Source organism: Pseudomonas sp. GM55, assembly GCF_000282395.1.
Lineage (GTDB): Bacteria > Pseudomonadota > Gammaproteobacteria > Pseudomonadales > Pseudomonadaceae > Aquipseudomonas > Aquipseudomonas fluorescens_CC.
Genome location: NZ_AKJJ01000086.1, coordinates 1 through 20,436, shown reverse-complemented (window position 1 = coordinate 20,436; position 20,436 = coordinate 1). Strand labels below are relative to the sequence as shown.

At 60.9% G+C, this 20,436-nt stretch carries 23 protein-coding genes; 14 read left to right on the top strand and 9 right to left on the bottom strand.

The features are described from left to right. Positions 1–316 precede the first annotated feature (316 nt). Positions 317–2,032, top strand: a complete 1,716-nt coding sequence (locus tag PMI31_RS21465; protein WP_008020569.1) for an amidase — start codon at positions 317–319, stop codon at positions 2,030–2,032. Between the two features lie 171 nt (positions 2,033–2,203). Here the strand turns inward: PMI31_RS21465 and PMI31_RS21460 are convergent, their stop codons facing one another. Further along, on the bottom strand, positions 2,204–3,202 hold the full coding sequence (locus PMI31_RS21460; RefSeq protein ID WP_008020567.1) for a bile acid:sodium symporter family protein: 999 nt from the start codon (positions 3,200–3,202) through the stop codon (positions 2,204–2,206). An 85-nt stretch (positions 3,203–3,287) separates the two neighbouring features. On the opposite strand from PMI31_RS21460, the gene PMI31_RS21455 reads away from it, so the two are divergent. The 7 genes from PMI31_RS21455 to PMI31_RS21425 all read left to right on the top strand — a co-directional run bounded on the left by PMI31_RS21455 (position 3,288) and on the right by PMI31_RS21425 (position 10,329). Further along, a complete protein-coding gene (locus tag PMI31_RS21455; RefSeq protein ID WP_008020564.1) occupies positions 3,288–4,076 on the top strand; it encodes an AraC family transcriptional regulator in 789 nt (262 codons plus the stop codon). Positions 4,077–4,265: 189 nt separating this feature from the next. Beyond that, a complete protein-coding gene (locus PMI31_RS21450) occupies positions 4,266–7,184 on the top strand; it encodes a monovalent cation/H+ antiporter subunit A (protein ID WP_008020561.1) in 2,919 nt (972 codons plus the stop codon). Further along, the gene (locus tag PMI31_RS21445; protein ID WP_008020558.1) at positions 7,184–7,528 is read left to right on the top strand and encodes a Na+/H+ antiporter subunit C; all 345 of its coding nucleotides are present in this window, start codon (positions 7,184–7,186) and stop codon (positions 7,526–7,528) included. Before PMI31_RS21450 ends, PMI31_RS21445 begins: the two co-directional genes overlap by 1 nt. After that, positions 7,525–9,210, top strand: coding sequence for a monovalent cation/H+ antiporter subunit D (locus tag PMI31_RS21440; protein WP_008020556.1), 1,686 nt, complete (start codon positions 7,525–7,527; stop codon positions 9,208–9,210). The genes PMI31_RS21445 and PMI31_RS21440 overlap by 4 nt, the downstream gene beginning before the upstream one ends. Beyond that, complete coding sequence (locus PMI31_RS21435; protein ID WP_008020553.1) at positions 9,207–9,695, top strand: Na+/H+ antiporter subunit E; 489 nt, start codon at positions 9,207–9,209, stop codon at positions 9,693–9,695. The genes PMI31_RS21440 and PMI31_RS21435 overlap by 4 nt, the downstream gene beginning before the upstream one ends. Further along, positions 9,692–9,970, top strand: a complete 279-nt coding sequence (locus PMI31_RS21430) for a K+/H+ antiporter subunit F (protein ID WP_007986253.1) — start codon at positions 9,692–9,694, stop codon at positions 9,968–9,970. The genes PMI31_RS21435 and PMI31_RS21430 overlap by 4 nt, the downstream gene beginning before the upstream one ends. Next, a complete protein-coding gene (locus PMI31_RS21425) occupies positions 9,967–10,329 on the top strand; it encodes a Na+/H+ antiporter subunit G (RefSeq protein WP_008020551.1) in 363 nt (120 codons plus the stop codon). Before PMI31_RS21430 ends, PMI31_RS21425 begins: the two co-directional genes overlap by 4 nt. Before the next feature lie 33 nt (positions 10,330–10,362). Here PMI31_RS21425 and PMI31_RS21420 read toward each other — a convergent pair whose 3' ends face one another. The 4 genes from PMI31_RS21420 to PMI31_RS21405 all read right to left on the bottom strand — a co-directional run bounded on the left by PMI31_RS21420 (position 10,363) and on the right by PMI31_RS21405 (position 12,686). Further along, positions 10,363–10,800 (bottom strand): DUF3995 domain-containing protein, encoded by a 438-nt coding sequence (locus PMI31_RS21420; RefSeq protein ID WP_008020550.1) that lies wholly within the window; start codon positions 10,798–10,800, stop codon positions 10,363–10,365. A gap of 101 nt (positions 10,801–10,901) precedes the next feature. Continuing rightward, the gene (locus PMI31_RS21415) at positions 10,902–11,915 is read right to left on the bottom strand and encodes an ABC transporter substrate-binding protein (RefSeq protein WP_008020546.1); all 1,014 of its coding nucleotides are present in this window, start codon (positions 11,913–11,915) and stop codon (positions 10,902–10,904) included. A gap of 118 nt (positions 11,916–12,033) precedes the next feature. Next, a complete protein-coding gene (locus PMI31_RS21410; RefSeq protein WP_008020544.1) occupies positions 12,034–12,237 on the bottom strand; it encodes a hypothetical protein in 204 nt (67 codons plus the stop codon). Continuing rightward, positions 12,237–12,686 (bottom strand): hypothetical protein, encoded by a 450-nt coding sequence (locus PMI31_RS21405; protein WP_174245513.1) that lies wholly within the window; start codon positions 12,684–12,686, stop codon positions 12,237–12,239. Before PMI31_RS21405 ends, PMI31_RS21410 begins: the two co-directional genes overlap by 1 nt. A 434-nt stretch (positions 12,687–13,120) precedes the next feature. On the opposite strand from PMI31_RS21405, the gene PMI31_RS31435 reads away from it, so the two are divergent. The 3 genes from PMI31_RS31435 to PMI31_RS21395 all read left to right on the top strand — a co-directional run bounded on the left by PMI31_RS31435 (position 13,121) and on the right by PMI31_RS21395 (position 14,129). Next, positions 13,121–13,369: a hypothetical protein gene (locus PMI31_RS31435; RefSeq protein ID WP_008020541.1), complete on the top strand. Its 249-nt coding sequence runs from the start codon at positions 13,121–13,123 to the stop codon at positions 13,367–13,369. A gap of 160 nt (positions 13,370–13,529) precedes the next feature. After that, positions 13,530–13,760: a hypothetical protein gene (locus tag PMI31_RS21400; RefSeq protein ID WP_008020538.1), complete on the top strand. Its 231-nt coding sequence runs from the start codon at positions 13,530–13,532 to the stop codon at positions 13,758–13,760. Positions 13,761–13,892: 132 nt separating this feature from the next. Next, entirely contained in the window at positions 13,893–14,129 is a 237-nt protein-coding gene (locus PMI31_RS21395; protein WP_008020536.1) for a DUF2789 domain-containing protein, read from the top strand. Between the two features lie 5 nt (positions 14,130–14,134). Here the strand turns inward: PMI31_RS21395 and PMI31_RS21390 are convergent, their stop codons facing one another. The 3 genes from PMI31_RS21390 to PMI31_RS21380 form a co-directional block, all read right to left on the bottom strand. After that, positions 14,135–14,338, bottom strand: a complete 204-nt coding sequence (locus tag PMI31_RS21390) for a hypothetical protein (RefSeq protein ID WP_008020534.1) — start codon at positions 14,336–14,338, stop codon at positions 14,135–14,137. A gap of 128 nt (positions 14,339–14,466) precedes the next feature. Then, entirely contained in the window at positions 14,467–15,600 is a 1,134-nt protein-coding gene (locus PMI31_RS21385) for a methyl-accepting chemotaxis protein (RefSeq protein WP_443217028.1), read from the bottom strand. Between the two features lie 695 nt (positions 15,601–16,295). Further along, entirely contained in the window at positions 16,296–16,700 is a 405-nt protein-coding gene (locus PMI31_RS21380) for a TraR/DksA family transcriptional regulator (protein WP_007935965.1), read from the bottom strand. Between the two features lie 370 nt (positions 16,701–17,070). On the opposite strand from PMI31_RS21380, the gene PMI31_RS21375 reads away from it, so the two are divergent. Further along, positions 17,071–17,676, top strand: coding sequence for a glutathione S-transferase (locus tag PMI31_RS21375; protein ID WP_008020531.1), 606 nt, complete (start codon positions 17,071–17,073; stop codon positions 17,674–17,676). A 108-nt stretch (positions 17,677–17,784) separates the two neighbouring features. Here the strand turns inward: PMI31_RS21375 and PMI31_RS31430 are convergent, their stop codons facing one another. Beyond that, complete coding sequence (locus PMI31_RS31430; RefSeq protein WP_052037661.1) at positions 17,785–18,135, bottom strand: hypothetical protein; 351 nt, start codon at positions 18,133–18,135, stop codon at positions 17,785–17,787. Between the two features lie 133 nt (positions 18,136–18,268). On the opposite strand from PMI31_RS31430, the gene PMI31_RS21365 reads away from it, so the two are divergent. Together PMI31_RS21365 and PMI31_RS21360 are read left to right on the top strand one after the other, a co-directional pair. Continuing rightward, positions 18,269–18,952, top strand: a complete 684-nt coding sequence (locus PMI31_RS21365) for a response regulator transcription factor (RefSeq protein ID WP_008020526.1) — start codon at positions 18,269–18,271, stop codon at positions 18,950–18,952. After that, positions 18,930–20,333 (top strand): sensor histidine kinase, encoded by a 1,404-nt coding sequence (locus PMI31_RS21360; protein WP_008020524.1) that lies wholly within the window; start codon positions 18,930–18,932, stop codon positions 20,331–20,333. Before PMI31_RS21365 ends, PMI31_RS21360 begins: the two co-directional genes overlap by 23 nt. The last annotated feature ends 103 nt before the right edge of the window (positions 20,334–20,436 follow it).

Genomic DNA, 20,436 nt, shown 5'->3' with positions numbered 1-20,436 from the left:
CCAGCGATGGTCGTTAACGATAACGCTGTAAACCGGATAAACGCGGCGCATTTGAGTCCATCGCCGGCAAGCCGGCTCCTACAGGTATTGCGTTATCGGTGTTTCCCGGGAATGAGTGAAGAACCTTTTTTCTGTCACCTGTAAGATAAATTGGACAACGGATTCCTAAAATCCCGGTTTAATGCTAAATAGTGCTCAGTATTTTTAACACCCGACCCTGTCGTGCCACACAGTGCAACGAGAATAACGATATGAATGTCCATTTCGAGAAAAGTGAAGTGCTTGGGACCCTCCACCTGCAAATGGCGGTGGCAGCATGATCGAAGTCACCGAAGTTTCCATTGCCCAGTTGCGCGCAGCGCTCGAATCCGGCCAAACCACCTCGGTTGAGCTGGTCCAGGCTTATCTTGCGCGGATCGACGCCTATGACGGCCCCGAAACACCCACTGCCCTGAACGCGGTCGTGGTGCGCAACCCCGAAGCGCTCGCCGAGGCCCGGGCCTCCGACGCCCGCCGCGCCAAGGGCCAGGTACTGGGACCTCTGGACGGCATCCCCTACACCGCCAAGGACAGTTATCTGGTCAAGGGGCTGACTGCCGCTTCCGGCAGCCCGGCCTTCAAGGACCTGGTCGCCTATCGCGATGCATTCACCATCGAACGCCTGCGCGCCGCCGGGGCGATCTGCCTGGGCAAGACCAACATGCCGCCGATGGCCAACGGCGGGATGCAGCGCGGTGTCTACGGCCGCGCCGAGAGCCCGTACAACGCCGACTACCTCACCGCCCCTTTCGCCTCAGGCTCCTCGAACGGTGCCGGCACGGCGACCGCGGCCAGTTTCTCGGCCTTCGGCCTGGCGGAAGAAACCTGGTCGAGCGGCCGTGGCCCGGCCTCGAACAATGGTTTGTGCGCCTACACCCCTTCACGCGGGGTGATCTCGGTACGCGGCAACTGGCCATTGACCCCGACCATGGACGTGGTCGTGCCGTTTGCCCGGACCATGGCCGACCTGCTCGAAGTGCTCGACGTGGTGGTGGCCGATGATCCGGACACCCGCGGCGACCTGTGGCGCTTGCAGCCTTGGGTGCCAATTCCGAAATCGTCTGAGGTACGCCCTGAATCCTATGCCGCGCTGGCTGCGAACAGCGAAGCGCTCAAAGGCAAGAAGTTCGGCATTCCGCGCATGTACATCAACGCCGATCCTGAGGCGGGCACCTCCGAAGCGCCGGGCATCGGTGGGCCGACCGGCCAGCGCATCAACACCCGTCCTTCGGTGATCGGGCTCTGGGAACAGGCGCGCAAGGCCCTCGAGGCCGCGGGTGCCGAAGTGCTCGAAGTCGACTTCCCGCTGGTTTCCAATTGCGAAGGCGATCGCCCAGGCGCGCCGACCGTGTTCAATCGCGGCATCGTCTCCAAGGAATTTCTGCACCATGAACTGTGGGACCTGACTGCCTGGGCGTTCGATGATTTCCTGCAAGCGAACGGCGATCCCAAACTGAACCGTCTGGTCGATGTCGACGGCCCGCAGATCTTCCCTCACGACCCGGGCACCCTGCCCAACCGCGAGGGCGACCTTGCCGCTGGCATGGACGAATACGTGCGCATGGCCGAACGCGGCATCACACCGTGGGACCAGATCAGCACGGTGCCGGACGGCCTGCGCGGACTGGAAAAGACCCGCAAGATCGATCTGGAAGACTGGATGGATCGCCTGGGCCTCGACGCGGTGCTGTTCCCGACGGTCGCCGATGTGGGACCAGCGAATGCCGATGTCGATCCGCAATCGGCGGATATCGCCTGGAGCAACGGCGTCTGGGTCGCCAACGGCAACCTCGCCATCCGTCACCTCGGCGTGCCAACGGTCACCGTGCCGATGGGTGTGATGCCGGACATCGGCATGCCGGTCGGCCTGACCTTTGCCGGTCGCGCCTATGACGACTCCAATTTGCTGCACCTGGCGTCGGCGTTCGAGTCGACCGGGAACAAACGCATGATCCCGCCACGTACTCCGCCATTGGCGGCTGACCAGCGGTAATGTAGGAGCTGGCTTGCCAGCGATGGTCGTTAACGATAACGCGTGTAAACCGGATAAACGCGGCGCACTTGAGTCCATCGCCAGCAAGCCGGCTCCTACAGTTTCACGGGATTGCGTGAAGAACCCCAAAAAAAACGGGACTGGAGCAACACGGGCTCCAGTCCCGAATCATCAGGGATCGACCTGGGCCATCAGTTCCGGGATCGACTCCGGCCGATTGGCAAAACGCTGCGCCAGCACCGCACAGACCATCAGTTGAATCTGGTGGAACAGCATCAACGGCAGGATCAGCACGCCAATGGTGCTACCGGCAAACAACACCTGCGCCATCGGCACACCGGTTGCCAGGCTTTTCTTCGAACCGCAGAAGAGAATGGTGATGCGGTCTTCCTGATTGAAGCCGAATGCCTTGCCCAATACGGTCGAGGCCATCAGCACCAACCCCAGGACCACGCAGCACGCCACCACCAGCCCGAGCAGATCCAGCAACGGAATCTGATGCCAGAGGCCCTCGATCACCGCCTCGCTGAATGCGCCGTAGACCACCAGCAGAATCGAGCCCTGATCGACGAACTTCAACCAGCTCTTGTTGCGCGCCACCCAGTTGCCGATCCAGCGCCTCGCAATTTGCCCGGCAATGAACGGCAGCAGCAACTGCACGCTGATCTTGAGGATGGCGTCGAGGGTCGAGGAGCCTTCGCCGTGCACATTCAGCAGCAAGGTCACCAGCAACGGCGTGAGAAAAATCCCGAACAGGCTGGACGCCGCCGCGCTGCAAATCGCCGCCGGGATGTTGCCCCGCGCCAGCGAAGTAAAGGCAATCGCCGACTGCACCGTGGCGGGCAGCGCGCAGAGGTAAAGCATGCCCATGTACAGGTCATTGCCAATCAGCGGCGACAACAGCGGCTTGAGCGCCAGACCGAGCAAGGGAAACAGCACGAAAGTCAGGCTGAACACCAGCAGATGCAGGCGCCAGTGCCCGGCACCGGCAATGATCGACTCGCGGGACAGCTTGGCGCCATGCAGGAAAAACAACAGCGCGATGGCGATGTTGGTCAACCAGCCAAAACCGACCGCGACCTGGCCGCTGGCGGGCAGCAGGCTGGCGAGCGTCACCACGCCGATCAGGGTCAGGGTGAAGTTGTCGGGTAACAAACGGGGGCGAGTCATGGGCTTGATCATCCGGGGGTTGCCAGTACGTGAAAGCGACTCTAACGTGCTTGGGAATTACCGACTAACGCCGATGAGCCAGCAGATGCCGCCTAAAGGACATGACAAAAGTATCCGGCGCAGTATTCCCGGGCTGTCCAGCCTGCCACGGCCACTCTACGGCCGTACCGAATCGCTGCCCAATCGCGCACTGACCCGGCGTCACAGCCATCCGTGGGTGCAGCTGTCCTATGCCATTCAGGGCGTGCTCGAAATACAGACCGGCGCCGGGCGTTTCGTGGCCCCGCCGGAACGTGCGGTGTGGATTCCGGCGGGCATGCCGCACCAGGTGTTCAGTTCACCGCGCACGGAAATGCGCAGCCTGTACATCGATTGCAGCGTCTCGACGTGGGCGCCGCCGGGCTGTCACGTGCTGGGGGTCAGCGATTTGTTGCGCGAGCTGATCCGTGCCTTCAGCCAGATTCCGGTGGAATACGATCAGAACGGCCCCCACGGTCGATTGGCCCAGGTGATACTGGATCAGCTGGCTGAAGCGCCACAGATCGACTTGATGCTGCCGCTGCCCCAGGACAGCCGATTGCGGCAGATCGCGCAAAGCCTGGAGTCGCACCCGGAGCAACAGACCACGCTCAGTCACTGGAGCGACAAATTCGGCGTCACCGAGAAAACCCTCAGTCGCCTGTTCCTGCGCGACACCGGCCTGACCTTTCGCGCCTGGCGACAGCGCTTGCGCCTGCTCGGCGCCCTGACGCCACTGGAACAGGGCGAACGAGTGACCGACGTCGCATTGGCCTGTGGCTATGACTCGACGTCGGCATTCATCGCTGCCTTCCGCCAGCAGTTCGGCGAAACACCAGGGGAGTTCTTCCGCTAAACCCTGCACAAGACAACCTGCAGGAGCCTGCTCGCGAAGGGGACCCCACCCAGTTGAAGTCATACCCTCTGAAACAATGTGAATCAGGGCTTTTCCGGCTACCGTGTAGGATTCTGCGACAGCTTGGCGTTTGGTGATCCGGGAGCTGGCACGTATGATGCTTCACAAACTTCCGCAGATTAGAAGCCTATGTCCCTGATAGTTCTACTGCTTCTGCCTTTCATTGGCAGCTGTTTGGCGGCCGTGTTGCCGCACAATGCACGAAACGCCGAATCCCTGTTGGCCGGCCTGATCGCCCTTGTCGGCACCCTTCAGGTCGCGTTTCTGTACCCGCAGATCGCCCATGGTGGCGTCATTCGCGAAGAGTTTACCTGGCTGCCCAGCCTGGGCCTGAACTTCGTCCTGCGCATGGACGGTTTCGCCTGGCTGTTCTCCATGCTCGTGCTGGGCATTGGCACCCTGGTTTCGCTGTACGCCCGCTACTACATGTCGCCGAACGATCCGGTACCACGATTCTTCGCGTTTTTCCTGGCCTTCATGGGCGCCATGCTCGGGCTGGTGATCTCCGGCAACCTGATCCAGATCGTGTTTTTCTGGGAGCTGACCAGCCTCTTCTCGTTCCTGTTGATTGGCTACTGGCACCATCGCGCCGATGCCCGGCGCGGCGCCTACATGGCGCTGATGGTGACCGGCGCGGGCGGTTTGTGCCTGCTGGCGGGGGTCATGCTGCTTGGCCATGTGGTCGGCAGCTACGACCTGGACAAGGTCCTGGCCGCCGGCGATCTGATTCGCGCCCACACCCTCTATCCGATTCTGCTGCCCCTGATCCTGATCGGCGCCCTGAGCAAAAGCGCGCAATTTCCCTTTCATTTCTGGCTGCCCCACGCCATGGCCGCGCCGACCCCCGTGTCGGCGTACCTGCACTCGGCGACCATGGTCAAGGCTGGGGTGTTTCTGCTCGCGCGGCTATGGCCTTCGCTGTCGGGCAGTGAAGAATGGTTCTACATCGTCAGCGGCGCCGGTGCCTGCACCCTGTTGCTCGGGGCGTATTGCGCGATGTTCCAGAACGACCTCAAAGGGCTGCTGGCCTACTCGACCATCAGCCACCTCGGCCTGATCACACTCCTGCTCGGTTTGAACAGCCCACTGGCCGCCGTGGCCGCGGTGTTCCACATCCTCAACCATGCGACGTTCAAGGCCTCGCTGTTCATGGCCGCCGGGATCATCGACCACGAAAGTGGCACCCGCGACATCCGCAAGCTCAGTGGCCTGTACAAGCTGATGCCGTTTACCGCCACTCTGGCCATGGTCGCCAGCGCCTCGATGGCCGGGGTACCGTTGCTCAACGGTTTCCTGTCCAAGGAAATGTTCTTCGCCGAAACCGTGTTCATCAATGCCACGCGCTGGGTCGAATTGAGCTTGCCGATCGTGGCAACGATTGCCGGTACCTTCAGCGTGGCCTATTCCCTGCGTTTCACCGTGGATGTGTTCTACGGTCCGCCCGCGACCGACCTGCCGCACACGCCCCACGAGCCACCGCGCTGGATGCGTGCGCCAGTCGAGCTGCTGGTGTTCACCTGCCTGCTGGTGGGGATCTTCCCGGCCCAGGTGGTCGGCCCGCTGCTCGCGGCGGCGGCGCAACCGGTGGTCGGCGGCACGCTGCCCGAATACAGCCTGGCTATCTGGCATGGCCTGAACGCGCCGATGATCATGAGCCTGATCGCGTTGTCCTGCGGCACTGTGCTCTATCTGCTGCTGCGCAATCAATTCAAGCGCGGACGCTTCAACCGTCCGCCCGTGATCGGTCGCCTGGATGGCAAGCACCTGTTCGAATACGCACTGGTCGCCGTCATGCGCCTGGCCCGTCGCCTGGAGCCCCGGATTGGCACCCGGCGCCTGCAGATGCAGTTGTTCCTGGTGGTGCTCGCCGCCGTGCTGGCCGGGTTGATTCCCATGCTGCACAGCAGCCTGCACTGGGGTGACCGGCCGAAAATCCCTGGCTCGATCGTCTTCGTTACCCTGTGGTTGCTGGCCATTGCCTGTGCCCTTGGCGCGGCCTACCAGGCCAAGTATCACCGGCTCGCAGCCCTGACCATGGTCAGCGTCTGCGGTCTGATGACCTGCGTCACCTTCGTCTGGTTTTCGGCGCCGGACCTGGCCCTGACCCAACTGGCGGTCGAAGTGGTGACCACGGTGCTGATCCTGCTGGGCCTGCGCTGGCTGCCACGACGGATCGAAGAAGTCTCGCCGCTACCAGGCAGCTTGCGCCGGGCGCGGGTGCGGCGTATCCGCGACTTGCTGCTGTCGGCTTCCGTCGGTGTCGGCATGGCGTTGCTGGCCTACGCCATGCTGACGCGCCAGACCCCCAACGACATTTCCTCCTTCTACCTGAGTCGCGCCTTGCCCGAAGGCGGCGGCAGCAACGTGGTCAACGTGATGCTGGTGGACTTCCGTGGTTTCGATACCCTCGGTGAAATCACCGTGCTGGTGGCCGTGGCCCTGACCGTGTACGCCCTGCTGCGCCGCTTCCGTCCGCCGAAGGAAAGCCTGCAACTGCCGGCCCAGCAACGCTTGCTCGCACCGGATGTGGTCACCGACCTGGTCAACCCGCGTCACGCCAGCGACACCGCGCTCGGCTTCATGATGGTGCCGGCGGTGCTGGTGCGCCTGCTGTTGCCGGTAGCGCTGGTGGTGTCGTTCTACCTGTTCATGCGTGGGCACAATCAACCGGGTGGCGGCTTTGTCGCCGGGCTGGTGATGTCGGTGGCGTTCATCCTGCAATACATGGTCGCCGGCACGCAGTGGGTCGAGGCGCAAATGAGCCTGCGGCCGCTGCGCTGGATGGGCACCGGGCTGCTGTTTGCCACGGCCACCGGCCTGGGTGCCATGGTGGTCGGCTATCCGTTCCTGACCACCCACACCTGGCACGTCTCATTGCCGCTGCTGGGTGACATTCACCTGGCCAGCGCGCTGTTCTTCGACATCGGTGTGTACGGCGTGGTGGTCGGCTCGACCCTGTTGATCCTCACGGCCCTCGCCCACCAATCGGTGCGGGGTCACAAAACCGCTGCCCAGCCCAAATCCGTTACCGCCAAGGGAGCCGTCTGATGGAAGAAGTCATCGCAATCGCCATCGGCGTACTGGCCGCGTCCGGCGTCTGGCTGATCCTGCGCCCACGGACGTTCCAGGTGGTCATGGGCCTGTGCCTGTTGTCCTACGGGGTCAACCTGTTCATTTTCAGCATGGGCAGCCTGTTCATCGGCAAGGAACCGATCATCAAGGACGGCATACCTCAGGACCTGTTGCATTACACCGACCCGTTGCCGCAGGCACTGGTGCTGACGGCGATCGTCATCAGCTTCGCCATGACCGCGCTGTTTCTGGTGGTGCTGCTGGCTTCCCGGGGCCTGACCGGCACCGACCATGTGGATGGCCGGGAGCCCAGGGAATGATGGCGATGACCCACCTGATCGTCGCGCCCATTCTGCTGCCGCTGCTGACCGCCGCGATCATGCTGATGCTCGGTGAGAAGCACCGGCCGCTCAAGGCGAAGATCAACCTGTTCTCCAGCTTGCTCGGACTGGGCATTGCCGTGGCGTTGTTGCAATGGACACAAACCACCGGTGTGCCCGGCTCCATCGGCGTGTACCTGCCGAGCAACTGGCAAGTGCCGTTCGGCCTGGTGCTGGTGGTCGATCGCCTGTCGGCGCTGATGCTGGTGCTGACCGGGATCATCGGCGTCAGTGCCCTGCTGTTCGCCATGGCCCGCTGGGACAGCGCCGGTTCGAGTTTTCACGCGCTGTTCCAGATCCAGTTGATGGGCCTTTATGGCGCGTTCCTCACCGCTGACCTGTTCAACCTGTTCGTGTTTTTCGAGGTGTTGCTGGCCGCGTCCTACGGGTTGATGCTCCACGGCTCGGGCCGGGCGCGGGTGTCGTCGGGGCTGCATTACATCTCGATCAACCTGTTGGCCTCGTCGCTGTTCCTGATTGGCGCGGCGCTGATCTATGGCGTCACCGGCACGCTGAACATGGCCGACCTGGCGGTAAAAATCCCGCTGGTGTCCGCAGCCGATCGGGGCTTGCTGCACGCCGGCGCCGGGATACTGGCCATCGCGTTTCTGGCCAAGGCCGGCATGTGGCCACTGAACTTCTGGCTGGTGCCAGCCTATTCCTCGGCCAGCGCGCCGGTGGCGGCGATGTTCGCGATCATGACCAAGGTGGGCGTCTACACCTTGCTGCGCCTGTGGACATTGCTGTTCTCCGCCCAGGCAGGGGCATCGGCGTTCTTTGGTGGTGAGTGGCTGATCTACGGCGGCATGGCGACCATCGTCTGCGCCGCCATTGCAATCCTCGCCGCGCAGCGCCTGGAGCGCATGGCCAGCCTGAGCATTCTGGTGTCGGCGGGCATTCTGTTGTCGACCATCGGTTTCGCCCAGCCGAACCTGGTCGGCGCGGCGCTGTTCTACCTGTTCAGCTCGACCCTGGCGTTGAGCGCACTGTTCCTGCTGGCCGAACTGATCGAGCGCTCGCGCTCGGCCAACGAAGTCCTGCTCGAAGATGAAACCGAACTGCTGCCCCGCCCGCTGGAATCCCTGCATCCGCCCAAAGGCACCAATCTCGACGACGAACAGAAGGCCGTGGTCGGCCAAGTGATTCCCTGGACCATGGCGTTTCTCGGTCTGAGCTTCATCGCCTGCGCCTTGCTGATCATCGGCATGCCGCCGCTCTCCGGGTTTATCGGCAAACTCGGGTTGATCGGTGCCCTGCTCAATCCGCTGGGTCTGGGCAACAGCGGTGATGCACCGATTTCCAGCGCCGCGTGGGGCCTGTTGGTGTTGTTGATTTTGTCGGGGCTGGCGTCGCTGATCGCGTTCTCGCGTTTGGGCGTCCAGCGTTTCTGGACTCCGGCGGAACGACCGTCGCCCCTGCTGCGACGCTTCGAGTGCGTGCCGATCTTCGTGCTGCTGGGCTTGAGTATTGTGCTGACCTTCAAGGCAGATCCGCTGCTGCGCTACACCCAGGCCGCCGCCGATACTTTGTACAACCCGCAGCAATACGTGATGGCCGTGCTCGATACTCGCGTCGTACCGAACCCGACGGCCAAGGCGACCCCGCAGGAGGTGCAGCCATGAAGCGTCTGTTTCCTGCACCGTTGCTGTCGCTGGCCTTGTGGCTGCTGTGGCTGTTGCTGAACCTGTCGACAAGCCCCGGCAATCTGCTGCTGGGTGCGGCGCTGGGGTTTTGTGCGCCGCTGATGATGCGCCGGCTGCGTCCGCTGCCGGTACGCATCCGTCGTCCAGGGGTGATCCTGCGCCTGGTTCTGCTGGTCGGGCGTGATGTGCTGGTGTCCAACCTCGCCGTAGCCTGGAGCGTGCTCAATGCGGGTCGCCGCCCGCCCCGCTCGCGATTCATCAAGGTGCCGCTGGACCTGCGCGATGCCAACGGCCTGGCCGCACTGTCGATGATCACCACGGTGGTGCCCGGCACGGTCTGGTCGGAGCTGGCGCTGGACCGCAGCATTTTGCTGTTGCACGTCTTCGACCTGGACGATGAGGCGCTGTTCATCCAGCACTTCAAGGCGACCTACGAACGCCCGCTGATGGAGATCTTCGAATGAGCCCGTTGCTGTCGAACGCGATCCTGCTGAGCCTGTTCTTCTTTTCCCTGGCGATGATCCTGACGCTGATCCGCCTGTTCAAGGGGCCGTCGGCCCAGGACCGGGTTCTGGCGCTGGACTACCTGTACATCGTCGCGATGCTGATGATGCTGGCGCTGGGTATTCGTTATGCCAGTGACACGTACTTCGAGGCGGCGTTGCTGATAGCACTGTTCGGTTTCGTCGGCTCGTTCGCCCTGGCGAAATTCCTGCTGCGTGGTGAGGTGATCGAATGAATCCACCATTGTCGATGTGGGTGGAAATCCCGGTGGCGATCCTGCTGGTGCTCGGCAGTCTGTTTGCGTTGATCGGCGCCACGGGCCTGCTGCGCATGAAGGATTATTTCCAGCGCATGCACCCACCCGCCCTGGCCTCGACGCTCGGAGCCTGGTGCGTGGCACTGGCTTCGATCATCTACTTTTCGGCGCTCAAGTCCGCGCCGGTATTGCACGCCTGGCTGATCCCGATCCTGCTGGCGATTACCGTACCGGTGACCACCTTGCTGCTGGCCCGGGCGGCACTGTTTCGCAAACGCATGGCCGGGGATGATGTGCCGGCCGAGGTGAGCAGCCGTCGGACCGAGAGCGGCAGTTAGACCAAGGGTTTTTAGTGCCTGGACCGGCCAGCCTCAAATCCATGCCACCGCCAACAACCCGGCCCCCAACACCACACACAACGGCGAGTAAACCCAGGTGTCCAGCCGGGCAAATTTCGAGCCTTTGACCTCTTTGAAAAAACCCACCAGCTCCGAATCGCCAATGGCCCGGGCAAACAGCAAAATCGCAATCGCGCTGATCACCCACTGCAACGACCAGTGATGCAACGGTGGCAGCCACCAACCCACCCGCCAGCACACCAGCACGGCAATCGACAGCAACATCGCAGCCACCACCAGCGTGATCCAGCCTCGCGGCTTGAACGCCGGCCGCAGTTGTGCGCTGCCCTCCTGCGGTACTTGCGGGACCGCCGCCACCGCCGCCCACTCACCACCCAACGCCCAATACACATGCACCAGACCGATCACTGCGAAGATCGTCACCAGCCATTGAGCCAACAACAAGGTCATGGTTCAGAGATCCTTGAAAGGGATATGAACAGAACAGGCTAGCCGGCTTTTGCTGTAATGCGCGGGCAAGTGCAAGACCAAAAGTTCATACCTGCGGCCGCTCACATTCCGGCGGCGACTTTATCCGCCACATCCTTGGGCAGCCAGGCCCGCCAGACGTCCGGATGAGCCTTCATGAACGCCTGCGCAGCCTGACGCGGCGGTGTATGTTTCTCACTCATTTCGGCCAGCGCTTTGTTCAGGGGGGCGATCGGAAAGTCGACCTTGGCGAAGAACTCGACAATTTGCGGGTATTGTTTCTGAAAGGGGGTGGACACACCGATCGACAGCTTGGAGGCCAGGGAACGGGTCGGTTGCGGATTGGGGTTGTCGGCGTCGGTCAAGGTCTTCCAGGCTTCGGCGTCGAACGGTGGCTCCTCGAGTTGAATCAGCTTGAACCGGCCGAGCAACGGCGTGGGCGACCAGTAGTAAAACAGCACCGGCTTGCCACGATGGATTGACGAACTGATCTCTGCATCCAGTGCCGCGCCCGAACCGCTGCGGAAATTCACGTAGCTGTCGTCCAGCCCATACGCCTTGAGCTTCTGCTTGTTGACCACTTCCGAGGTCCAACCGATAGGGCTGTTGAGGAAACGCCCCTTGCTCGGGGCTTCCGGGTCCTTGAACACGTCTTTGTAACGCGGCAGGTCGCTGACGCTGCGCAGGTCCGGCGCCAGCGGCTTGATGCCCTTGACCGGGTCGCCCTTGATTACATATTCCGGCACCCACCAGCCTTCGGTAGCGCCCTTGACCGTGTCGCCGAGGCTGACGACTTTGCCTTCGGCTTCCGCCTTGACCCAGACCGGGCTGCGCCCGGCCCACTCTTCGCCGATGACCTGGATGTCATTGTTGGCCAGCGCGGTTTCCAGGGTGATGGTGGTGCCCGGCAAGGTATCGGTCGGCAGCCCGTAGCCCTTCTCGACAATGATGCGCAGGACATCGGTAATCAGGCTGCCACTTTCCCAGTTCAGGTCGGCGAAGTGAATTGGTGCCTGGGCGGCCAACGCCGGGGCCGGTGTCGCCAGCAAACCGAAAGTGGCCAGGACAACAGCCAGCAACCGTCGAAATCCGTTCATGCTTTTGCACCTCGTGCTGTTCACAGCAATAGCAGGATGGCCTGGCAGCAGACCGCGAAGCCTCTGAATACTCAGTTCATTGACTGTAGTAGAGGTTCCTGCTTTCGAGGTGCGTGGATCAGTTTTCGCAAGTTTCCTGCAAACGCATCAACTCTCGCCTGACCATGCTGGCGTATTCCGCCGGTTGCAGTTGGTAAAGCTGTGACGCCACCCAATTCAGCCAGGCTCCTTGCAGAATGGTCTTCTGCCCGAACAGCCGCCGCGCGTCGTCTTGAGCGCTGGCCAGGTTCTGCTCGTGGAAATCGGCGCGGGTCAGGGTCATCACTCGCTGGCCTTGAAGGTCACCAGTTCGCCCTTGCGCCACTTGGCCGCTTTGGCGGTCACGGCTTTCAGGGTCTTGGTCAGGCCTTCCTGCAACTGTTGATGAGCGGCAAACACCATCACCACGCTGTGCCCCTCCTTGAACACAATCCCCTGACCGTCGGCCGAGGTCACGAAGGCATAATCACCAATTCCGTAAACCGTCAGCTTGATGTCGCGGAACCTGATGTCCAGCTTGCCGCCTTCGCGACTGGGCAACACGGACGCGCTGAAATGATCGCCGACCTTGAGTTTGAGTCCGGGTTTGTCGTCCACCACCAGGGCTGATTCGGTGTCGATTTCGGCAATGTAAATGCCTTCAGCGTTCTGTTCGGTGATGTAAACGAAACGTGACTGAAACTGCTTGACCAGCTTTGCGCGCAAATCACCCAGCACGAACAAAGCATGCATATCGAGATTACTTACTGCCAAGGAAACATCCCCACATCTGAAAAATGGTGTCGTGCGCGAAAAATAAACGCACAGCCAAAAAAGCGGCAATGCCGAAGGTGTAGCCAAAGAACCCGGATTGATGTCCTGAATGAGCAGTGCACTCATTCATCACGAAGCTTGAGAAGACTACTGAAACGTCACTCGTGTCGTCCTGACTGGCGTTCGTCACAGGCTGAAGGAAAACACCCTTCCTGCTGCCAGAAAATTATGGACTATCAACTTCGGGGAAAAATCTCATCAAGAAAAAATCTTTTCCTACATATCGTGCGTAAAAAATTGCTTTAGATAAACATCATTCACCCTCCAGTGAAGGTGATTCTAGAGCAGCGATGCTCTTGGAGACTAGCCAAAACGACGTACATACGTCGATAAAACAATGAAAAGGACTTCATATGTGCACGTTGACACACTTTGCCTATGCCTTGGTATCTGACTCAGAAACCGCACCGATCTCGCCTTCGCCAGGGTTCCGCCACCACGAACCGCTTCCCGATGTCCCGACCCGCCCGCGATTTCAGGTGGTGATGGCGGGCATTGCCTTCTTTCATATCAAGGAAATTTCTACAGGCTACGTAAGAGGTTTCCGAGCCAATCATAACGAAGCCTGCGCCCTCGCCCGGTTTCTGGAGTCACACAGTTGACATGCCCACCGAGCTCCTTGCCATAGACGTTTGGTCTGCCCGTCGACTTATCTCAGCCGTCGACGGGCAACTACTGCCATACTGCCTGCCCAATAAAACGGATCCGGAAAAATCGGGTTACGTTGACAACAACAATGTATTTCCAGGGGAAGTCTGCAACGTGACGGAATTTGATATCGGCGAGTTTTTTATCCGGGGTGAAGCCAGAGAAATCGACGGTGAATTCCAGGCCGTGATTGTCATGCGCGCCAAACCACCGCTAAAGACCGTGACGTATCACCAGGTCGAAAAGGATCGCTGGTTCAAAACCCCGGATGTCGCCGCCATTGCGGCCCAGGAATCGGCCAGGGAACTGAAGGCGGCAGTCGATGCGGGGGCATTGAAAGCCTGATTGTCGGGTTGGCGGTCTATGCTCACTGTTGCGTTTGAACATCGTGATCGAACTCCACCCGTGCGGCGCCCTCGAAGCCAGGGTACCGCGCATTGCCCCTCGACCTGACCGACGACCAGCAAGGAGATGAAGATGGAATCACCGACACACGACTTGAAAGGCCTGTTCGACCAGCTCGGCCTGGACTCCAGCCAGAAAGCGATCGACGACTTCATTGCCGGCCATTCCCTGCCTGGCGACAAGAAACTCATCGACGCCGAGTTCTGGTCACCGCAACAGGCCGGCTTCCTCAAAGAACAATTACGCGAAGACGCCGACTGGGCGCGGGTGGTCGACGACCTGAACCTGCGCATGCACCAGACGCACTGACAACCTCAATGCAGGCTGCCAGCTCTTTCGGCGTTCAATTGCGCCAACCAGGCAGCCCTGCACTCCTCCGCTTCGTCGCGACTGGAGAACGCCGTGCCCCGGCGCTCGCCATTGAGCAATACCACCCAGCACACCTTGCGCCCCATGGAGCGTAAATTGGCAGGTACACCGCTGCCGATCATTACCGCGACATCAACTTTGCCTTGCATGCTGACCTCTCGAACTTAATTAGCAACCTAATTAATAGGTATGTTAATTAGTCTTTCGCCGAGGAAACAGCAAAACCCTGCACAGGTTAATTGCAAAATGTGTAACAGTCGCCCGGCAGCCGGTGTTTCTAGCGCGGCTTTTCCGGTTTGTAGCCCAGGCGCAAACCGCCCCAATGCCGGCCCTTGAGCATGATTGGCACCGAGAGATCGTGCATCAACTCTCCGGTGTCGCGGGTATAGGTTTGCAGCAGCACGGCCTTCTGATGACTGCCACAGCGGATCCCGGTGCGGTCGGCGAACTTGCGCTTGGTCCGGTTCTGCAAGGCATCGATCTGCGCGTCGCCCGTCAATGGCTGACTGAACGCATGGTTGTGGGTCGGCACATAACCTTGCTGGGTGCAGGCGATGGCGAACACCAATCCTTCGTGACGCGGTAACAACGGTTCCTGGATGGTTGGCAAAACCTGATCGGTGTAACGGTCGAAACGCGTCTGGTACTTGGCCGGGCTGGTATTGGGGATGACTTGGTAATCGCGGTCGAACAAGTCGTCGAGACTGATTCGACCGGCGTCGATATCCGCCTCGAAACGCGCTGCGATCTGGCTCGCGCCTTCCCGGGCCAGGTCATAGATCCGCTGGTGATAGTCATCCAGCCCCACCTCGGCAAGTCGCTCGCTGATGGTTTCGGCTTGCCCTTCCATTTGCACCGCCGCATGGGCCAGACGTTGAGTCTGCTGGTCACTGACCGCCAGGTCGCTGCGCATCTGTTCGATGGCGTGAAACAGGCTGTCGAGTTGCTCACGGTTGGTGTCTGCCCCTTGGGCGATTTCTCCGACCTGGGACTCGACACTGGCCGCCAGACGGGCAATGTTCTCCAGGTGCTGCCCCGTCCGTTCGACCTGCCCGACGCCGGTGTCGAGGTCGCTGGACAGTTGGCGGATCTGCTCCACCACCTGCGCCGTGCGTTGCTGGATATCGGCCACCATCTCGCCGACCTCACCCGTGGCGGCCGCCGTGCGCGCGGCAAGCCCACGAACCTCGTCGGCCACCACGGCAAACCCGCGACCGTGCTCCCCCGCCCGCGCCGCTTCAATGGCGGCGTTCAACGCCAACAGATTGGTCTGGCTGGCGATGGACTGAATCACCAGGGTCACGCGCTGGATATCATCGCTGCGCAGGCTCAAGGCTTCGATCAGTTCGCGGCTGTTGCTGGCGCGCTGGCTGAGCTGATGCATGCGCGCAATGGACTCGATCAGTTCCATACGCCCGACCGCGCCACTTTGATGAGCCTCGCTGGCGGCAGTCAACGCCTGGCGACTGAGCGTCGAGGCGGCGTGTTCGGTGGTGATCATGACCTCCGCATTGCTGACGATCCGGGCCGCCGCCGTGAGCTGCGATTGCAGCTTCTCCGCCAGTTGCCGAACCGAAAAAGCCACACCGGCAGCCGATAGCGCGTTATGACTGGTGGTGTAGGAAAGATCGCGAGTCAACTCGCCGATGGCATCGGAGTTGTCGGGGAAAGCAGCCTCCGGGGTCGCGCGCGAACGCAGGCGAGGCAGCCAGATAATCAATACGGCCAGGGGCAGGCCAAGGTAGAGCGACCACTCACCCAGCGTCATGCCACATAACAACAGCATCAGGGCGATGCTTTGCAGCGTCGGTGTCAGCCAGCGGTTTTTCGGCAACAGCACTGGTGCAGGCACTGCCGCAACCAGAGACCCGTCTCTCGTCATCATCGTCACCCCGGAAAGCTTCTAATTGTTGTCTTCGCATTAAACGCCACCATAAAGCCATTATCCATGAGCCTTTAGTCGCGAACGTTGCAGCAGATCAATAGAAGAACCGGGAAATCGAAGACGGCAGAAAACAAAGATCGCAGCCTGCTTCAATTGCGCAGGAGCTGCCACAGGCTGCGATCTTTTCAAGGCAGCCCGGATCAAAGGGCTGCCTCGCAGAATCAGGCCTGACGCTGGTGCTTGTCGATTTGCTCGTGACGTTCCTGAGCTTCGATGCAGTACTTGGTGGTCGGGCTGATCAGCAGGCGCTTGAGCCCAATCGGCTCGCCGCTGTCGTCGCACCAGCCGAAGCTGTCTTCCTTGATGCGTTCCAGCGCTTGTTCCAACTGAGGCAGCATGCGCTGGTCGCGATCGATCGCGTTCACCAGCCAGGTGCGCTCTTCTTCGACCGAAGCGGCGTCTGCCGGATCGGCCGGGGTGTCCAGGCTTTCGATGGCGATGCGGTTCTGTTCGATGCGCTCATGGGTTTCGACTTTCATGTTCTGCAACAGCTCGGAGAAAAAAGCATGTTGCTCGGCATTCATGTAGTCATCCGCCGGCATGGCCAGCAACTTGTCCTTTGTCATTGATATCTCTATAAAAAAACGTGCATTAAGGCGAATAAGGGAGCGTTCCGGCAGACCTGGGCAGGCCATCGGAAAGGCGCCGTTTGTTCCAAGCGCCACCCGGCACTCAATTTACGAGGGGCGGCAGTCTAAGGCCGACTTGAGGCCTCAGCAACTGAAAAGACAGCGAATTTGTCCGACAAAGCCCTGAAAATGCTCTACGGCAGGCTTTGAGGCGGTAATCGGAGTGCGTTTATAGCAAGAAATTCAATCGAGCGGCTGTATATAGAAGACAAACGGCTGGCACCGGGCATTTTTCACGGTCATTTGCAGGGTTGCGAACCTCAGCTAAGGTTGTCCCTCCCGAAATGGCCATATAAAGGAAAGGACCATGAAGCTGATCGGTATGCTCGACTCGCCCTATGTAAGGCGCGCCGCCATTTCTGCCAAACGCCTGGGAATCACGCTGGAACATCAGTCGGTCTCGGTGTTCCGCCACTTCGAACAATTCCGGCAGATCAACCCGGTGGTCAAGGCGCCCACGCTGGTGCTGGATGACGGTGAGGTGTTGATGGACTCGACGCTGATCATCGACTACCTGGAAACCCTGGCCAAAAAAAGCCTGATGCCCGCCGAACCGGGTCAACGCCTGCGCGCATTGCGCCTGATTGGCCTGGCGTTGGCCGCCAGCGAAAAGTCCGTGCAGCTTTACTACGAGCGCAACCTGCGGCCGGCGGAGATTCAATTCGAACCCTGGGTGCAGCGGGTCGAAGGACAGCTGACGGCAGCCTATTCAGCGCTTGAGCGAGAGCTGGAAAAGCAGCCGCTGAAGACTGACGGATCGATTGAGCAGGACGGCATTACCCTCGCCGTGGCCTGGAGTTTTACCAACCTGGTGGTGCCGGATCAGGTGAGTGCTGCGCAATTCCCTCAGATCGCCGCATTCACGGAGTATGCCGAGGGGCTTGAGGTGTTTGTCAGTACGCCGATTGACTGACAGATTCATTTCGCCTGATCTGCCGCTATCGTCGGAACGCCGCCCGGAGCGAGCCTGCTCCGGGCGGCGTTCCGACGATGGCACCGGGTCAGTCGACACATGCATTGTTTATTTGCGCTTATAGCTTTTATTGCCACTGGGGGTCAGGCAGTAAACGCCACCCCTGGGCCCGGTACAAAACGAACCGGTGCCACAGGAGCAACCCTGCGGGTCCTGGACAAACGCTTGCGGTCGCGACTGGCTTTGACCGCCAAACATTGCCGAGCAATTTTTTTTCGACCCACTGATGGAGCCGTCATTGCACAGGAACAGATCGCCATCGCAGCGGTCGATTCCACCCTTCTTGCCGGAGCAGGGTGTATTGCCAGCCCAGGCAGATGAACTGAAAACAGTGAACAGCAACAGACAGATCGGCATCCAGCCACAACGGATCGAGTTACGCACAATGCAGCACTCCATTGAAGTTATGGCCCAATGATATCAATGTTGCGAACAGTGCCTCCGGCCAGATGAAAGTTAATTTATTAAGTCGCGGGCATTTCTTGGCAAAATGCTCGCAACTTCGTATTGAACTGCTTATCAGGCCAGCCCAATGACCCGCATCTTGACCATCGAAGACGACGCCGTGACCGCCCGGGAAATTGTCGCCGAATTGAGTAGCCACGGCCTCGACGTCGACTGGGTCGACAATGGCCGCGAAGGGCTGGAGCGTGCGGTCAGCGGCAACTATGACCTGATCACCCTCGACCGCATGTTGCCCGGGCTCGACGGCCTGGCGATTGTCACCACGCTGCGGACCATGGGCGTGGCCACGCCGATCCTGATGATCAGCGCGCTGTCCGACGTCGATGAGCGCGTGCGCGGCTTGCGCGCCGGCGGCGACGACTACCTGACCAAACCCTTCGCCACCGATGAAATGGCCGCCCGGGTCGAAGTCCTGCTGCGCCGGCAGAATACCGTGACCGCCCAGGCCACTACGCTGCGGGTGGCGGACCTGGAGCTGAACCTCATCAGCCACGAAGCCAGCCGCGACGGTCAACTGCTGACGCTATTGCCCACCGAATACAAACTGCTGGAATTCCTGATGCGCAATACCGGGCAAATCCTCTCGCGGATGATGATTTTCGAGGAAGTCTGGGGTTACCACTTCGACCCCGGGACCAACCTGATCGACGTCCACATCGGCCGTCTGCGCAAGAAGATCGACCCGCCTGGCAATGTCCCACTGATTCGGACCGTGCGAGGCTCGGGTTATGTCATTGCCGAACCCGTCTAAAGGCTGGCGCTCCTCCAGCAGCCGTCTGCTGGCGCTCTACAGTTCGCTGTTCGTGATCTGGAGCGGGATTCTCATGGGGGTCATGTACTACGAGGTTTCCGCTTACCTGGACAACCTGGCCAAGCATTCGCTGATGCAACGCCAGCACCTGTTCTCGCGTTTCTCGGGCGAGCAACTGGTGGACGCCCTCGCCGTGAGCATGACCTTCGACATCCGCGGCATCGACGCCTACGGCCTGTTCGATGCCCGGCACCGTTACCTGAGCGGCGCCTTGCGCTACATTCCGGACGGCTTGCCGCTCGATGGCAGGATCCACACGTTGCGCGACTGCGACGCCTCCGACGACAGCGGCGAGCAGACGCTGCCCGCCGACAGTTGCGACGCCGTGGCGACCCCCACCCTCGACGGCCGATGGCTGGTGCTGGTACGCGACAACGGTTCGCTGTTCGCCGTGACCCGAATCATCCTTCACGCCCTGTTCTGGGGCGTGACCCTGACCATCGTGCCAGGCATCGTCGGCTGGTATCTGCTGCGGCGCCGGCCGCTGCGACGCATTCGCGCCATCCAGGCCAGCGCCGAAGCCATCGTTGCTGGCGACCTGAGCCGGCGTTTGCCACTGTCCAATCGACGTGACGAACTGGACATGCTCGCCGCCATCGTCAACGCCATGCTCGAACGCATCGAGCGCTTGATGAACGAGGTCAAGGGCGTGTGCGACAACATCGCCCATGACCTGCGCACGCCCCTGACTCGTCTGCGCGCGCAGCTTTACCGCATGCAGCAGCAGGCCGGCGAAGGTTCACCGCAGGCCCTGCAACTGGACCTGGTGCTGGTCGAGGCCGATACGTTGATGGCGCGTTTCCGTGGCTTGCTGCGGATTTCCGAACTGGAAGACCGTCAGCGCCGCTCCGGTTTCGTGCAACTGGACCCGGTGGCGTTGCTGCAGGAACTGCATGAGTTCTATCTGCCCCTGGCGGAAGACGACGGCCTGGTGTTCCAACTGCACCTGCCCGCTTCGTTGCCACCCCTCAATGGCGACCGGGCACTGCTGTTCGAAGCCGTGGCGAACCTGTTGAGCAACTCGATCAAATTCACCCCGCCCGGTGGCGCGGTGATCTTGCGCGGGGTCAACGATGGCGGGCACACGCGCATCGAAGTGCTCGACTCCGGCCCGGGCATTCCCGAGGCGGAACGTGAAGCGGTGTTCCAGCGCTTCTATCGCGCCGAGGCGGGCAATCAGAAAAGCGGCTTCGGGCTGGGGCTGTCCATCGTCGCAGCGATTGTCAGCCTGCACGGGTTTACGCTGGAGGTGGGCAGCAGCGAACTGGGTGGCGCGCGGCTGGTACTCGATTGTCGGGAGAGTTTGATACCTCAAGCCTGAAATTGATCCCCTGTAGGAGCGAGCCTGCTCGCGATGGACGTCAACGATAACGCATGCAGTCTGATTCGACGCGTCGACCTTGCGTCCATCGCGAGCAGGCTCG